Origin of the sequence: Sphingomonas lycopersici (genome assembly GCF_026130605.1) — a bacterium.
Classification (GTDB): Bacteria; Pseudomonadota; Alphaproteobacteria; order Sphingomonadales; family Sphingomonadaceae; genus Sphingomonas; species Sphingomonas lycopersici.
On the sequence record NZ_JANFAU010000004.1, the window covers coordinates 189307 to 204339 of the forward strand.

Here is a 15033-nt window from a genome sequence, read left to right on the forward strand (position 1 = left end):
TCACATGAGGAGAATCGCCGTGGCCGGAACTATCGAAACCGCGATCCGCTCGGTCGTCACCAAGGGCATCGGCGCGGTCGCCGATTTCAACCGCAAGCGCATGCCCGAAACCGATCATCCCTTTCTCAACGGCATTCACAAACCGCTCGGCGGCGAGATGACGCTGGTCGACCTGCCCGTCACCGGCGCGATCCCGGCCGCGCTCGACGGGCGCTATCTGCGCATCGGCCCCAATCCGGTGGCACCCGATCCCGCAGGCTATCATTGGTTCGTCGGCGACGGGATGGTCCACGGCATCGCGATCAAGGACGGCCGCGCCTTGTGGTATCGCAATCGCTGGATCCGGTCGCGCGCGGTAGGCGCGGCGCTCGGCGAGCCCCCTGCCCCCGGTCCGCGCCGCGGCGACTTCGATACGGTCAACACCAATGTCGTCGAGATCGCGGGGCGCACCTGGGCGCTGGTCGAGGCGGGCAGCTATCCGGTCGAGCTCAACGAGACGCTCGACGAGCAGACCTTCAACCCGTTCGACGGCACGCTGCAGGGCTCTTTCACCGCGCATCCGCATCTCGATCCGCTGACCGGCGAGAATCATGCGATCACCTATGACGCGACCGACCCGGAAACGATCCGCCACGTCGTCGTCTCGGCCGAGGGCAAAGTGACGCGCGAGCTGCCGATCGCGGTGAAGCACGGCCCGTCGATCCACGATTGCGCGATCACCGCGCGCTATGTGGTGATCCTCGACCTGCCGGTCACCTTCTCGATGAAGGCGCTGATCGGCGGACACCGCTTCCCCTATCGCTGGAACCCGGAGCATCACGCCCGCGTCGGGCTGCTGCCGCGCGACGGCGCGGCAGAAGACGTGATCTGGTGCGACGTCGACCCCGCTTATGTCTTCCACGTCGCCAATGCCTATGACGATGCCGACGGCCGCGTGGTGATGGACGTCTGCGCCTATGAAACCATGTTCGCCGGCGGGCCGGAGGGGCCGAACGGCCGCAACCTCGGGCTCGAACGCTGGACGGTCGACCCGCTGGCGAAGAAAGTGACGCGGCAGACGATCGACGCCGCGCCGCAGGAATTCCCCCGCCCCGACGAGCGCCGCTTCGGCCAACCCTATCGCTATGCCTATGCGATGGCGCTGCCCGAGAGTGACGACGATGCTTTCATCGGCGCGACACGGCTCTACAAACATGATCTCGAAACCGGCGCGAAGGAGACGCACGATTTCGGCACCGGCCGTTATCCCGGCGAGTTCGTCTTTGTCCCCGCGCATCCCGATGCGGCAGAGGACGAGGGCTGGCTGATCGGGCTGGTAATCGATCTGCCGCATGAGACGACCGATCTGGTGATCATCGACGTGCGCGACTTCGCCGGCACGCCGGTCGCGAGCGTCCGCGTGCCGCACCGCATCCCGCCGGGGTTCCACGGCAATTGGTTGCCTTCACAACCGGCTTGATCCGGTCCATTGCGCTGGTCTCTCACGGATAAGGAGATCAGCGCATGGACCTCGGATTGAACGGCCGCACCGCGATCGTCTGCGCCTCCAGCCACGGCCTCGGCCGCGCCTGCGCAACCGAGCTTGCCCGCGCCGGGGTGGCGGTGGTGCTCAACGGGCGTGACCCTGCCGCGCTGGAGGAAACCGCCGCGGCGATCCGCGCCGAAGCCGGCGTGTCGGTCAAGACGGTCGCCGGCGATGTCGCCGACAGCGCGGTGCAAGAGGCGCTGGTCGCCGCCGCCCCGACCTGCGACATCCTGATCAACAATAACGGCGGCCCGCCGCTGCGCGATTTCCGCCAGCTCGACGCCGCCGCGATCCACGCCGGGCTCAACGCCAATATGGTCACCCCGATCGAGATGGTGCAGCGCGTGATCGACGGCATGACCGCGCGCGGCTTCGGGCGGATCGTGTGCATCACCTCATCCTCGGTGAAATCGCCGACCGCGGGGCTCGATCTGTCGAGCGGCGCGCGGGTCGGGCTCACCGGCTTCCTCGCCGGGGTGGCGCGGCAGGTCGCCGCCTCGGGGGTGACGATCAACTTCCTCCTCCCCGGGCTGTTCGCGACCCGCCGACTGGAAGGGGTGAACCGCTTCGCCGCCGACGCCGCCGGCATCACCCCCGACGAAGCCGAACGCCGCAACCGCGAGCGCATCCCGGCGCGTCGCTTCGGCGATCCCGCCGAATTCGGCGCGGCCTGCGCGTTCCTTTGCTCGGCGCAGGCGGGCTATATCACCGGGCAAAGCCTGTTGATCGACGGCGGCAGCTACACCGGGATCATGTAGCGCACTGGACCAGAACGGGACCACCTCTCCCCGTTCGGGCTGAGCTTGTCGAAGCCCTGTCCTTTCTTCCGGGGAAGTGCAGCCCCTCGACAAGCTCAGCGCGAACGGGAGGGGCTTTAAGCCCGACATTCACTCTATTCCCTTGAAGTTGCGATCAGAAGCGCGTCCGAACCACCCTCCACGGCCCGCCCGCATCCTTCTTCACACAGCCAAAGCTTCCCTTCGTTGCGTTGCGGCGCTATCGCGCGCAGCTTCATTGCTCTTTGTATCGATGGAATTGATGTCATGGCCGCCAATTGGGCCCCCGAAAGCTGGACCACGCATGAGGCGCGCCAGCTCCCTGATTATCCCGACGCCGCCGCGCTGAAGGCGACGACCGATCAGCTCGGCAGCTATCCGCCGCTGGTGTTTGCGGGCGAGGCGCGCAACCTCACCGCCGATCTCGCGCGCGTGTCGGAGGGCAAGGGTTTTCTGCTCCAGGGCGGCGATTGCGCGGAGAGCTTTGCCGAATTCCATCCCAACAACATCCGCGACACCTTCCGCGTGCTGCTGCAGATGGCGGTGGTGCTCACCTTTGCCTCCAAGCTGCCGGTGGTGAAGGTCGGTCGGATGGCGGGCCAGTTCGCCAAGCCGCGCTCGGCACCGACCGAGACGATCGATGGCGTCGAATTGCCCAGTTATCGCGGCGACAATGTCAACGACATCGCCTTCACCCCCGCATCGCGCATCCCCGATCCGGCGCGGATGGTGCAGGGCTACAACCAGTCGGCGGCGACGCTCAACCTGCTGCGCGCCTTCTCGGGCGGCGGCTATGCCAATCTGCATCAGGTGCATCGCTGGACGCATGATTTCATGGGCCGTTCGCCCTGGGCGGCGAAATATGCCGAGACCGCGGATCGCATCGGCGAGGCGCTCGATTTCATGGCGGCGTGCGGGATCGATCCCGAAACCGTGCCGCAATTGTCGCAGACGCAATTCTACACCAGCCACGAGGCGCTGCTGCTCCCCTATGAGCAGGCGCTGACCCGGCAGGATTCGCTGACCGGCGACTGGTATGACACCAGCGCGCATATGCTGTGGATCGGTGATCGCACGCGGTTCGAGGGATCGGCGCATGTCGAGTTCCTGCGCGGCGTGGGCAATCCGATCGGGGTGAAATGCGGCCCGAGCCTCGACCCGGACGAGTTGCTGCGGCTGCTCGACACGCTCAATCCGGCGCGCGCCGCGGGGCGGATCACGCTGATCACGCGCTACGGCCACGACAAGATCGAGGCCGCCTTCCCGCGTCTGCTCCGCGCGGTGACGCGCGAGGGGCATCCGGTAGTGTGGAGCTGCGATCCGATGCACGGCAATGTCGTGAAGGCGGCCAACGGCTATAAGACGCGCCCGTTCGAGCGCATTCTCGCCGAAGTGCGCGGCTTCTTCGCGGTGCACCGCGCCGAGGGAACCCACGCCGGCGGCATCCACGCCGAGATGACCGGGCAGAATGTCACCGAATGCACCGGCGGCGCGATCGACGTGACCGAGCAAACGTTGGCCGATCGCTATCACACGCATTGCGATCCGCGGCTCAACGCGAGCCAGAGCCTCGAGCTGGCATTCCTGCTCGCGGAGATGCTCAACGAAGAAATGGCGGAGCGACGCAAAGCTGCCGCTTGACGTAGACGGCGGCGGGCCCTAAGCGCCCGCCTCCACCTGCAAGATGGCCCCTTCGTCTAGCGGTCTAGGACGTCGCCCTCTCACGGCGAAAACACGGGTTCGAGTCCCGTAGGGGTCACCAGCAATTTCAATGACTTAGCTGGAAAATCGGGTTCGGCCTAAAGCCTTTTGCGGTAATTTGCGGTAATATACCACGCTGGACTGACCAGGACGCATCGGGACGGCGCTCACCTGTCAGGGGCCCCTCAAGCGCTCCGCGCCGTCTGCTGTTCTGACTGAAGCTTCTCCAGAAACAGGCGCAAGCTCTCCACCAGGATAAGGCGCGACGTACCGAGCTTGACCGAATCGATTTCACCAGCTCGCAATAGCTCGAATAGGCGCGAGCGGCTGATGCCTGTCATCTTCATTGCCGCGGGAATCCGAACCGAGATGGGTTCCGGATCGATCGTAATCATCGACGGCGCTGACCGTGATAGGCGCACTGGTTTTCTACGCATCGCCAACATCCTCCATGACTGCCGGCGAGTTATGATGCGGGCGATTCACCGCGAGCAAGGCCTCCCCGTGGAGGTGCAAGCCGTGGCGTAGGAAAACTTGCCGGGGCGTGGGAGGCAGAGTGCCGCGATGCCATGATAGCCCAGTTGGCGTTCGACGATCATCCGCCTAGGCCGCGAGGCTTGCTTTCCAGGTCAGGACCAGCGCGTCGCGGTAAGCGGGCTCAGTATCTGACATCGCGCGAATAGGCGTGACGCCGTGTCTGATCCGGCGGTCATCGAGGATCACCGCGTCGCCGGGGCGGGTCAACGTGAAGCGGCCAAGACGCTGTCCATCCGGGTCGCCAATCTCGGTCACTCCATCCTCGACATTCTTGCGTGCGATCAGCATCACAAGAACCCAGTCGACGCCATCACGATGGAGGCCTTCCGGCGTGGGACGACCGAGCTCGCGCGGCGAGGTCTCGATCCTGATCTGGTGCATCTCGCTATGCCACGAGCCTGTCGGTTCGTGATTGTCGAGCTTCGCAAAAAATGGCGTCAGCGACCGGAAGATAGATTGCAGGATCTCACATTGAGCGATGCCGTTCTCCACCGGGTCGAACCAGCGCTGCACGTCTCCGTTCAGCGGATTATAGTCACGGCTCTGGAAATGGGGCTGGTGAACTTTGCAACGGAGGCGCTCGGCGCTGGCTTCGAAGGCCGCGTGGCGCCGGCGCCGATACCGGCCCCCATCGGCCATGAACCGATCGTCCCCAAGCCGGTCCCAGGACGCGGCAAACCCCGACCATTGCTCGCTGTTCCAGCCGACCACCTCCTGCAAAGCCGGCGAAGGCAGATAAATATAGCCGCGTCGGTCGAGTACGGCAGCGATATCGTCGAGTGTGATGTCGGAATCTGCCAATGCAAGTGCTCTTCGAACCTACGCACAAACCCTAACATCGGAAGCGAGCGACCGCGCGCTTCCACTCGCTCTCCGGCGGCAGGGGCAGCTTGGTCTCGGTCCAACCGCCATCGATCATGTCGATCGAAACATGGCCGCGGCGCCGGCATTTTGTGCAGCGGAAGCAACGCATCGTCGCCTCGATCTCGTCGTCGAGATGCTTCGAATGGAAGTGCCACCAGAGGCGATAGGGGTTGAGCACCGCGATGTGCCCACAATCGCACCTTATCCGCACGCCGCGCCGAAACGCGGCGGCCTCGAACATCGTCGTCGCGATACGACCGCCATCGGCATCCCATTTGACCATCGGATCAATACGGCGGCATCACGTCCAGCGGCCAGTCGTCGGGCATCTCGACATAGCGCACCGTCGCCAGCGGCATCTGAGCCAGCGCAGCCGCCTCCTTCTCGTCATCGCAGGCTGCGTCGAGGAAGCGATACCATGCCGGCTCGCCAGCATGTTTGGTCACGTCTCTCATCATATGGACGATCATGCCGGGCCGCGACGGTGCCGGCCTGGGCGTCGTCGCCGGCAGCGCCACGCCCCATTGGGTGAAGGGTTCGGTCATTTCGGGTCTCCGCGACTCGGGATCGCCACCGCATCATACAGGAACATTGTGAGAACAAAAACGCTGGCGATGTTGGAGAATTCGCGCAATCTGTGACGGCTCCAATCATGGAGCGATTCGCGATGCGACAGGTCAACCGAGATGAACTGGTTCACATCCTGCAGGCCGGGATGCGCGACTGGACGAAGACGATGCTGAAGGACCTTCAGCATTACGACCCCGAGCGCAGATTGCGCGCCCGGCTCATTGCCGCGGGGCTGCTCGCGGACAAATTGAAGCGCCTGGAAATATTGACCGACGCGCCCGAACCGCCGGGCTTCGCGCGGATCAACCGGAACCACCGCGTCATCACCGCCGAGCCACCCCGATGAATTCGAACGCCGTCAAATGGGGGATCGGCACGGCAAAGCGAGGAACGTTCCGCGCGCCCGTACTGGCTGCGGCACGTTGCCGCCCATATAACCGCGGCATTGACGCCACAAAGAACAGGCACCGCGCCGACCGACCGCAGATGGAGAGCTGCCGCTCAAAGGGAGCTCGGCCATGCGTCAGCTAACCGAACAGGAATATCTGAGGGCCCGACTGCGCAAGTCGGCCGAGATGTCGCTTGCAGCCGCCGATCAGCGCGTCACCCGCGTGCATCGCGAATTCGCCGACCGTTATGCCGCAAGGCTCGCCTCACTCGGCGTGATCCTGCGGACGGCCCGGCCCGCGCCTGTCCGCCGGATGACCTCTCATGGCGGACAATCCTCCCCGACCTGAACCCGGGCGGTGATCGCACCGTCGCGCATCTGCTGTTGGGCGCGACGGTCCAAGCCCCGCGAAACCTCGACCGCCGTCGGGATTTACCTTCCCGAGCGTCACGCTCGACGAGAGGGAGCCAGCCATGCCGCAGCAGCAGAAGCTGAGGGTCTATCGCACCGCGATCGGCTTCCATGACGCCTATGTTGCCGCTCCGAGCCAGAAAGCGGCACTGAAGGCCTGGGGCAGCGATGCCGATCTGTTCGCGCGCGGCGTGGCGGAGCGCGTCGAGGATCCCGACCTGATGCGCGAGCCGCTTGAACATCCCGGAAAAATCGTCCGTCGCTTGCGCGGCAGCGTCACCGAACAATTGGCAGCGCTGCCGAAGAGCCCACCCTCACCCGCAAGGCGACCGCAAAAAGAAGCGCCCAGACCGCGGGCACAACGGAAGGCCAACGTGACTTCGGCCAAACCGGCAAAGCCGGAAAAGCCCCCGAAGCTGAAACCGGATGCCTCGGCGCTTCGCGCAGCCGAGCAGCGGCTCGAGGCGGCGGAGGCACAGCACGCCAGCGCACGCGAGGCATTGGCGCGGCGGCAGGCCGAGATCGACCGTGAGCGTCGCGGACTCGAAAAGCAGCACGATGCCGAGCGCAGAAAACTCGAACGCGAGGTGGCCAGGGCGCGGTCGGCATATGACCGGGCCATCCGCGCCTGGCGCGAATGACCTCGCAAACTCCTGCCCTCTCGCAACGCTTTGATCCGCACTTGCAGGAGCGATCCAGTCGCCGCCGCGGCTAACCAAGGTTAGTCCCGAAACGGGACAGTGGTGGTAGAGTCAGCGCGCGACTCAGGAGTAGCGTTATGGACGGCCAGGCGACGAAGCGTGGGGGCGACCGGGAATTCCATGAGCGCCGGGCGAAACAGGCGCAGGGAATGGCTACCCGCGCCTCATCGCTCTCGATCCGCAGGTTGCATCTGCAGATGGCCGCCGAACACGAGCGACGCGCCGATATTGTCGACGAATGAGACGACGCGCCCGCGTGCGGGGGCCCTCCCTGCGTAAGCGATAACCCGATTCTCGTCCTTTCGATTGCGAGGTCGGGATCGGCTCCCTGCGTCGGCCCGGCGCGCATGCACGCGAACCGCCGCGCCGCATTTGTTCTCATTTCGTTCTTATGATATGACCCGAGTCGGCAAAGGCGATTTCGATGTCCCGACTCCATACCATCATGGCAAGCACGGCGGAGATTGCGGCGCATTTCGGCGCCGAGGCCCCTGCCGACCTCGTCATTCCCTCCGAAACCACTGAGGGTCTGCCGGGTATTGTCGTCCTCGAACGCGATGGGCAGCGTCGCGTGAGATCACTGACCTGGGGCTTTCCGCGGCTCAGCCGCGAAGCGCAGCGACGCGGGGAGGATCCGAGCCGGGTCGGCATGGTGGCCGATCTCACCAACCCGATGTGGGACGCACTGGTGGTCGATCCGCGCTACCGCTGCCTCATCGTCCTCACGCATTTTGCCAACCCCGATGGCGACCCGGGCGCGAAGACGCGCACCTGGTTCTCGGTCAGGGATCGGCCGATCCTGGCCTGGGCGGGATTTTGCCGCAACACCCCCGAATTCGGGCCGGTCTATGCCGGCATGACGATGGACGCGAATGCCGCCATTCCGCCGACCAACGACCGCATGCCGGTCCTGCTCGAGCCGCAAGACTATGACCGCTGGCTGCACGGATCGATCCAGGACGTGATCGGCTTTCAATTCGGCCAGCCGATCGCCGCCGATCGCATGATCGTCGAACGGAGCGATGATCGGTGGCGAAGCGACGGCCTTCCCTCGCGCCAGCCCAAACTGGCTTTGCTGTGATCGAAAGGAGCGTTCTGCGGTGTACAAATTCAACGACAAGCTCGGAGAGACCTACGAAGCCGACATCGCCTGGGCGGTGGTCGCGGCCGTGATCGATCAGACCAGCCTTGATGGCGTCGCGGGCGTGGTGAACGTCGGCCGCGCGATCGATGGCATCCTGCAGGGCCTCGCGATGATGTGCACCAATTGCGGGCAGACCAAAACGCCGGCGGCGCGCAAGGAAATCGCCGATTATGCGCGCAAGCGCCTCCTCAGGGAGCTTGCGGCCACCGAGATGGTAACCGGCCAGTCGGGTTGGGCGCCGGCGACGCCGATCATGGCAAATTAGTCCGCTGGTGTTCGACACAAGCGCTGGTGCATGCGAGCGCGCCGAACGCAGATCGGACTGTCGTGAAACATGCCGAGGCTCTTGGCTCTTTCGTCGCGGGTTGATCACCTGCTACCGAAGGCATCGGCCATGACCAACATCCACTCAGCGTCCCGGACGATACTTGCGACGCCGCGCGCGATTTTCCGGGCGCTCATCGACGCCGAGGCGATGCCGCGATGGCGCGCACCAAAGGGCATGCATATGCGCGTCGAGCGACTCGAGCCGCGCCCGGGCGGCCGGTTCAGGCTGGTCCTGAGCTATGACGATCCCGCAGCGGGCGCCGGCAAATCCGGCGCGAACAGCGATATCGTAGAGGGGCGATTCGCCGAGCTGATCGCCGAGGAACGGGTTGTCGAGGAAGTGCGCTTCCAGAGCGACGATCCTGCCTATGCCGGGACGATGCGTGTCACAACGACGCTCGCGCCGGTGAGCGACGGCACCAAGGTCACGATCACCGCCGAAAACGTACCGTCGGGCATCTCCGAAGGCGACCACCGACAGGGGATGGAATCGACGCTCAAGAATCTCGCGGATTTCCTAGAATAGGCGCCAGAGCCGCACGGCGCTTGCCTTTCCTGCGCGACCTGCCGCTGGTAAGCTTCGGCGGTGTGTAACCTCTACGCTGTTCGCAGAAGCGCAGCCGAAGTCGCGGCGCATTTCGGGGTGGAGAACCCCGTCGCTTCCAATGCGGGCGACGAAGTCTATCCTGGCTATCCCGGCGTTGTCGTGCGCGAGCAGGATGGCCAGCGCGTCATGCAATCGATGGCATGGGGATTTCCGCTGCGGCTTCGCACGATGAAGCCGACCGCCAAGCCCAAAGCGGTCAACAATATCGCCGACCTCAGCAAGAACATGTGGATCGGCCTCGCCCGCAAGCCGCAATGGCGTTGTCTTATCCCGGTTACCGCCTTTGCCGAGGCCGAAGGCGCGAAGGGGTCGATGACACGCACCTGGTTCAATCTCAGGGACCAGCCCATCTTCGCCTGGGGCGGCCTCTGGAGAGACAGCAGCGAGTGGGGTCCGGTCTATTCGGGCGCAATGACCGAGGCCAACGGGACGATCGCGCCAGTCCATAACCGGATGCCGGTATTGTTGAGGCCAGACGACTATGACCTCTGGCTCCACGGCGACTTTGACGACCTCATCGCGTTCCAGGCGCGGCGCTTCCCTGACGAGCTGATCGAGCTCACGCGCACCGCCGATCCATGGTCGCGACCGCGAGTCGCCACCGCCGCGCCATCGCCCCCCGAGTCGCCGACCCTTTTCTGACCGCGAGCCGGCCCACTGAGCGACGCTCAGCGCCAGCCGAACCGCCTTGTCTCGCCATCGGCCTCCATGCGCCCGGCAATGTTGATCTATGGGCGTGTCACGGACCAGCCGGCGTTGCCGCTGCGAAGCAATCGTCATACAATCAAATGAGATAACATGACGGACACGATAGCGGTGATCGTAGCGCTGGCGAAGTTGACCCCAAAGCCTCCCGAATCGGATGGCAGAAACAGCATAGAGATCGCGTAATGGCTCGGTCAGGTCCATCCGCCACGGTTGAAGACCCATTTACCAAGTTGAACGACCGCCACCGGCTATATCTTTGGCACGTCACGCAGAATCGAAAATCGAAAGAGATCGCCAAGATCGAGGGCGTCAGCCCCCGTGCGGTCGACAAGATACTTCTACAAGCGAAGGATATCCTCGGTGCGGCTGACCGCTTCGAGGCCGCTCGGATGTTTTCCCTCCATGCATCAGGGGTAGAGGGATTCTACCCGGGAACCATCCTACCTTCACCGCCGGAACTTTGGCCGCTTCCGTCGCCCTTGCCGACTGCAGAGGGACGGATGAACTGGCAAAACTGGAGACATCTGACGGTCTGGACCGCGATCATAGCGATCGCGGCTCCGCTCACCGTCGGTACCGCCGCGTTGCTTCTATTCGTCCTCTCCCTGCTGATCGGCGCCAACCCGCAATAAACGGCAACTCGGGCCGTCGGAGAATGAGCATGAAGTCACTGGTAAAAACGAGCAGGGTCATCGCAACGGAGCTGCGCCAGGCCGAACGGTCAATCAACCTGGCCCAGCGCGACATCGCGCAATTCCTCCTGACCACGCTCGATGCGACCGAAGCGCACGAATTGTCGCCTGCGATGTCGCATCGGACGGTCAAGGCGACGGTGGGAGCACTCGCGGCGCTGACCGAGGGACAATGCCAGATGGCGATCCGTGCCCATGTCAGCGCCGAGACTGTCGGGCGCGACCTCGGGCTCGATGTTACCGCCTGGGGCGAAGGCGCACCAAAGCCGATGCTGGCGGGCCTCGAAGAGGCCGTGGCAGCCTGAACGGCAAGGGAGGCGCGGATGGACCTTCGCTGGGGTCTCGCATTACTGTTCAATGCCGTGCTGCTTGGCGTCACGGGATTTGCACTCGTGCGGGGCGGTCTGCCCGAGCGCATTGGCGCAATGGTCAATCTCGTCGCCTCCCTTGCGACCACCGTATTGCGGCTGATCGATCCACAATTTTATGCGCCGGCCCAAACCGTCGTGCTGGGGATCGATCTCGCGGTCGCGGCGGCGTTCTACTGGCTTGCGCTAAAGACGATTCGTTTCTGGCCGATCTGGGCATCGGGGTTCGCGCTGGCAAACATTGTCGCCAGCGTGACGGCGCCATTGCTGCCCCGGACGCCCCTGCTGGCCTATCATTCGGGCCTTGGCATATACGCCTATCTCGCACTGGGAGCGCTATTCCTGGGGACCTGGCACATGCCGCGCGACGCATCACCCGCGCTGAGAAACGGATTTCGCAGCCAGCAACCACCAATCGATCCCTGAGCGCTGATGTCCTGTTCGGCGCCGGTGGATCCTCCCCAATGCTCAACGTGGCAATTGATGCGGCGGGGACCGGAGAATGAAGGGCGTGCCCTGGGCTTGATGGGATAGATCCACGACCAGCGGCCGAAGCAGGAGTATGAACTTTGAATTCGTCGAGGCCCTTGGCGGCCTCGTCCGTTCAGCCCGGTCAGCAGACGGGCTGCAGGAAGCATTGCTGCGTGCGGCATTCGAGATGCGATTTGACCATTTCGCGCTGTCGCTCGAGATCGGTTGCGGGAGCGAGTCCGGGGCGTCGATCCTGCTCCATAATTATCCCGCCGCCTGGGCTGATGTTTACACCAGCTTCAATCTCGCCGCGAGCGATCCGGTGCGGCGCGCCGGCGAGCACAGCCTGATCGGCTTTCGCTGGGCCGAGATGCCCGATCTCATCCCGATCACCCGCGGCGAACGGGCGATGTTCGACATCGGTCGCCGCCACGGGATCGCTGACGGCTTCACCGTTCCACGCCACCTTCCGGGTGAGGTGACCGCCTCGTGCAGCTTCGTCACCGGTCTCGACCGGTCGCTGCCAACCGACATGCTTATGGCAGCCGAACTGCTCGGCGGCTTTGCGATCGAGCGCGCGCGGCGGATTTCCGGCTGGGTGCCGCCGGTGTCCGCACCCAAACTCACCGACCGGCAACGCGAATGCGTCCTCTGGTCGGCGCGCGGCAAGAGCACCGGGAAAATTGCCGAGATGCTCAGGATCAGCCGCGCCACGGTAATCACTCATCTGAAGGCCGCCCATGAGCGCTATGAGGTGCCCAAGCAAACCTCGCTCGTCGTGGCCGCGCTGTACGACGGCCTGATCAGCTTTTCCGATATTTTCCGATGGCGCGAGGATCATTGATCTATCGCGGCGACGCTTGATTTTGGATGCGGGGCGGCATTTCCCATCCCCATTTCGCGGTATGGGAAAGCCTCCCCAATCGGTGTTCTTCTTGCGCGAGCGGATGCGCCGCGTGGGAGACACGTGATGTTACCTCGAACCGAAAACAAGCCGACCATCGATGGCGATGCGGCGATGCGCGCGATGTTCCGCGCGAGAAAGGAGGTGTTCATCGACCTCCTGCAATGGGACGTGCCGGCGCTCGCCGGCGAATATGAGCTCGACCAGTTCGACAATCCCGACGCCGAATATCTGATCCTGCTGGCGGACGGGTGCATGCATCGCGCGTCAGCGCGTCTCCTCAAGACCGATCGCCCGCACCTGCTAGGCGATCTCTATCCTCATCTCTGTGCAGGCCCCCTGCCCGCCGGGCCCACGATCCGCGAGATCACGCGATTCTGTCTTGATCGCCACCAGCGAGCGGACGAGCGACGCAGCGCGCGCAACCAGCTGGTCACCGCCCTCGTCGAATATGCGCTCGAAACCGGCCTTACCGGTTATACCGGGGTCGCTGAGCTCGCGTGGTTCGAGCAGGTCAGGCGCTTTGGCTGGGCTTGTGAGGCGCTAGGGCAGCCAATGCAGCATGGCGCTGAATTGCTCACTGCGCTCCACATCAGGATCGAGCCGGATACGCTCGACCGGCTGCGCGGCGCCGGCACCTATGAGGCGTTGACCCATGCGCTTGCCACGACCGGACCGGAGGGTGGACAATGAACGCCCACTCGTCATTCGACACGATCGCGCTGCGCAAGACCGAAGACCTGCTCCGGGACGGCTGGTGCATCGTCCCCAACGCCCTGCCCCCAACCATCATCCGGGCGCTGGAGGCCGACCTCGAAGCCGACTTCGTCGCGACGCCCTTCTGCTGGGGGCATTTCTATGGCGAGCGCACCAAGCGGTTCGGAAGCCTGTTACGTCGCTCCGCGCGCTCGGCGGCGCTGGTGCTCAATCCGACGATCCTGACGATGGTCGAGAGCGTACTTGGCGCGGCCTGCGACCGGATCCAGCTCAACGTCGCGCAGGCGATCGAGATTCATCCGGGCGAGGCGCAGCAATTTCCGCATCGCGACCATGATATGTGGCAGGGCGAGAAAGGCGGGCATGAATATCTCGTCAACGTGATCTGGCCATTGACCCCGTTCCGCCGGGAGAACGGCGCCACGCTTATTTATCCCGGCAGCCACGGATCCGCCGGCATGGCGCGCAGCGACCTGGTTGAGCCAGTTGCTGCCGAGTGCGAACCCGGATCGGCGATCTGCATTCTTGGCTCGACCGCGCATGGTGCCGGCGCAAACCGCACCGACATGCCGCGACGCGGGATCGTCATCGGCTACTGCCTGGGCTGGCTCAAGCCTTACGAGAACCAGTGGCTCGCTTATCCGCCGCCGATCGCCCGGACATTCCCGCGGGAACTCGCCGAGCTCGTCGGTTACGTTCAGCATCGTCCCAATCTCGGCAATTACGAGGGGCAATGCCCCTCGATCCTGCTGGGCGACGACATACCGGCGCGGATCGGCGCAATCGACGCGCTCCGCCCCGACCAGGCGGCAATGCTCGCGGATTTTGCCGCAGGCCGGAGGACTGAGCCGTGAGCCCCGCTCATGTCCTCGAGCCAACCTATGATGCGCTACGGCGCCGGCTGATTGCCGGCGACTGGCCCGTCGGCCACAGGCTCGAGGCTGCACGCCTAGCGGAGCAATTGGGCGTCAGCGCCACGCCGGTCCGGGACGCATTATGGCGACTGGCCGGCGAGCGTCTGGTCGAATCGACGCCCGGCGACGGATTTCGGGTACCGCGGCTTGATGCGGGCGACTTGAGGACGATCTTCGCCTGGCATCATCGGCTGATGACGATGGCGATCCGGTGGCGGGGCGGCCCGTTTCCGGCGACCGATATTCCACAAGGGCGTGATGGCATCGCAGAGCGCACCGCGCTCCTGTTCGGAGCGATCGCGGCAACCGCGCATAATTCAGAGCTTATGCGCGCGGTCAGCCAGGCTGCGGCGCGTCTCACGCCTTATCGTCAGATCGAAAACGACGTGTTTCCCGACGTAGAGCGGGAACTCGGCGCTATCGAGACACTTGCCGGCGGCGCATCGAGAAGCGTCCTATTGGAGGCAATCGGCGCATATCACGCCCGGCGCAAGGCCAGTGCAGACAGGCTTGCCGAACTGGCTAAGAGCGGCTGACCGGCGTAAACGGCTGATGGGACCGAGCACTGGCAACGCGCGATAGATGCACGCGCCGGCACCTTTAGCTTTCGCCTGGACATGCGCACCGGCCGCCCGGTCCCGCCTCCAGAAAGCAATCGGGAGGCACCGTGGAATTTGGGAACGCGAGCATAAGGACTCAACCCGCAAT

At 64.4% G+C, this 15033-nt stretch carries 22 protein-coding genes and 1 tRNA gene; 19 read left to right on the forward strand and 4 right to left on the reverse strand.

Annotated elements, in window-relative coordinates; translation table 11 throughout:
• The first annotated feature begins 19 nt into the window (after positions 1-19).
• The 4 genes from NED98_RS10450 to NED98_RS10465 all read left to right on the forward strand — a co-directional run bounded on the left by NED98_RS10450 (position 20) and on the right by NED98_RS10465 (position 4063).
• Positions 20-1459 carry an 8'-apo-carotenoid 13,14-cleaving dioxygenase gene (locus tag NED98_RS10450; protein WP_349293252.1) on the forward strand — a complete coding sequence of 480 codons (1440 nt, stop codon included), beginning with the start codon at positions 20-22 and terminating at the stop codon, positions 1457-1459.
• Positions 1460-1503: 44 nt separating this feature from the next.
• A complete protein-coding gene (locus NED98_RS10455) occupies positions 1504-2283 on the forward strand; it encodes an SDR family oxidoreductase (RefSeq protein WP_265312923.1) in 780 nt (259 codons plus the stop codon).
• Positions 2284-2568: 285 nt separating this feature from the next.
• Entirely contained in the window at positions 2569-3942 is a 1374-nt protein-coding gene (locus NED98_RS10460; RefSeq protein ID WP_179511260.1) for a class II 3-deoxy-7-phosphoheptulonate synthase, read from the forward strand.
• A 45-nt stretch (positions 3943-3987) separates the two neighbouring features.
• Positions 3988-4063, forward strand: a tRNA-Glu gene (locus NED98_RS10465).
• Between the two features lie 124 nt (positions 4064-4187).
• Here NED98_RS10465 and NED98_RS10470 read toward each other — a convergent pair.
• From NED98_RS10470 to NED98_RS10485, 4 genes are all read right to left on the reverse strand, one after another.
• Positions 4188-4397 carry a helix-turn-helix domain-containing protein gene (locus NED98_RS10470; RefSeq protein ID WP_265312924.1) on the reverse strand — a complete coding sequence of 70 codons (210 nt, stop codon included), beginning with the start codon at positions 4395-4397 and terminating at the stop codon, positions 4188-4190.
• Between the two features lie 208 nt (positions 4398-4605).
• Positions 4606-5340 (reverse strand): 2OG-Fe dioxygenase family protein, encoded by a 735-nt coding sequence (locus NED98_RS10475; RefSeq protein ID WP_265312925.1) that lies wholly within the window; start codon positions 5338-5340, stop codon positions 4606-4608.
• Positions 5341-5371: 31 nt separating this feature from the next.
• Positions 5372-5644: a hypothetical protein gene (locus NED98_RS10480; protein ID WP_265312926.1), complete on the reverse strand. Its 273-nt coding sequence runs from the start codon at positions 5642-5644 to the stop codon at positions 5372-5374.
• 46 nt (positions 5645-5690) lie between these two features.
• Positions 5691-5948: a hypothetical protein gene (locus NED98_RS10485; RefSeq protein WP_265312927.1), complete on the reverse strand. Its 258-nt coding sequence runs from the start codon at positions 5946-5948 to the stop codon at positions 5691-5693.
• 122 nt (positions 5949-6070) lie between these two features.
• Here NED98_RS10485 and NED98_RS10490 point away from each other — a divergent pair, with 122 nt between their 5' ends.
• From NED98_RS10490 to NED98_RS10560, 15 genes are all read left to right on the forward strand, one after another.
• The gene (locus tag NED98_RS10490; protein WP_265312928.1) at positions 6071-6319 is read left to right on the forward strand and encodes a hypothetical protein; all 249 of its coding nucleotides are present in this window, start codon (positions 6071-6073) and stop codon (positions 6317-6319) included.
• A gap of 172 nt (positions 6320-6491) precedes the next feature.
• The gene (locus NED98_RS10495) at positions 6492-6710 is read left to right on the forward strand and encodes a hypothetical protein (RefSeq protein ID WP_265312929.1); all 219 of its coding nucleotides are present in this window, start codon (positions 6492-6494) and stop codon (positions 6708-6710) included.
• A gap of 124 nt (positions 6711-6834) precedes the next feature.
• Positions 6835-7413 (forward strand): hypothetical protein, encoded by a 579-nt coding sequence (locus tag NED98_RS10500; protein ID WP_265312930.1) that lies wholly within the window; start codon positions 6835-6837, stop codon positions 7411-7413.
• Between the two features lie 137 nt (positions 7414-7550).
• On the forward strand, positions 7551-7715 hold the full coding sequence (locus NED98_RS10505) for a hypothetical protein (protein WP_265312931.1): 165 nt from the start codon (positions 7551-7553) through the stop codon (positions 7713-7715).
• Between the two features lie 182 nt (positions 7716-7897).
• Positions 7898-8554 (forward strand): SOS response-associated peptidase family protein, encoded by a 657-nt coding sequence (locus tag NED98_RS10510; RefSeq protein ID WP_265312932.1) that lies wholly within the window; start codon positions 7898-7900, stop codon positions 8552-8554.
• A 19-nt stretch (positions 8555-8573) separates the two neighbouring features.
• The gene (locus NED98_RS10515; protein ID WP_265312933.1) at positions 8574-8882 is read left to right on the forward strand and encodes a hypothetical protein; all 309 of its coding nucleotides are present in this window, start codon (positions 8574-8576) and stop codon (positions 8880-8882) included.
• Positions 8883-9011: 129 nt separating this feature from the next.
• The gene (locus tag NED98_RS10520; RefSeq protein WP_265312934.1) at positions 9012-9470 is read left to right on the forward strand and encodes an SRPBCC domain-containing protein; all 459 of its coding nucleotides are present in this window, start codon (positions 9012-9014) and stop codon (positions 9468-9470) included.
• 60 nt (positions 9471-9530) lie between these two features.
• Positions 9531-10193: an SOS response-associated peptidase gene (locus NED98_RS10525; RefSeq protein WP_265312935.1), complete on the forward strand. Its 663-nt coding sequence runs from the start codon at positions 9531-9533 to the stop codon at positions 10191-10193.
• Positions 10194-10441: 248 nt separating this feature from the next.
• Entirely contained in the window at positions 10442-10891 is a 450-nt protein-coding gene (locus NED98_RS10530; RefSeq protein ID WP_265312936.1) for a helix-turn-helix transcriptional regulator, read from the forward strand.
• Between the two features lie 29 nt (positions 10892-10920).
• Positions 10921-11256: a hypothetical protein gene (locus NED98_RS10535; protein WP_265312937.1), complete on the forward strand. Its 336-nt coding sequence runs from the start codon at positions 10921-10923 to the stop codon at positions 11254-11256.
• Between the two features lie 18 nt (positions 11257-11274).
• The gene (locus NED98_RS10540) at positions 11275-11745 is read left to right on the forward strand and encodes a hypothetical protein (protein ID WP_265312938.1); all 471 of its coding nucleotides are present in this window, start codon (positions 11275-11277) and stop codon (positions 11743-11745) included.
• Between the two features lie 136 nt (positions 11746-11881).
• The gene (locus tag NED98_RS10545; protein ID WP_265312939.1) at positions 11882-12634 is read left to right on the forward strand and encodes a helix-turn-helix transcriptional regulator; all 753 of its coding nucleotides are present in this window, start codon (positions 11882-11884) and stop codon (positions 12632-12634) included.
• A 174-nt stretch (positions 12635-12808) separates the two neighbouring features.
• The gene (locus tag NED98_RS10550; RefSeq protein WP_265312940.1) at positions 12809-13387 is read left to right on the forward strand and encodes an acyl-homoserine-lactone synthase; all 579 of its coding nucleotides are present in this window, start codon (positions 12809-12811) and stop codon (positions 13385-13387) included.
• Positions 13384-14265 (forward strand): phytanoyl-CoA dioxygenase family protein, encoded by an 882-nt coding sequence (locus NED98_RS10555; RefSeq protein ID WP_265312941.1) that lies wholly within the window; start codon positions 13384-13386, stop codon positions 14263-14265. The genes NED98_RS10550 and NED98_RS10555 overlap by 4 nt, the downstream gene beginning before the upstream one ends.
• On the forward strand, positions 14262-14861 hold the full coding sequence (locus tag NED98_RS10560) for a GntR family transcriptional regulator (RefSeq protein ID WP_265312942.1): 600 nt from the start codon (positions 14262-14264) through the stop codon (positions 14859-14861). The genes NED98_RS10555 and NED98_RS10560 overlap by 4 nt, the downstream gene beginning before the upstream one ends.
• Positions 14862-15033 lie beyond the last annotated feature (172 nt).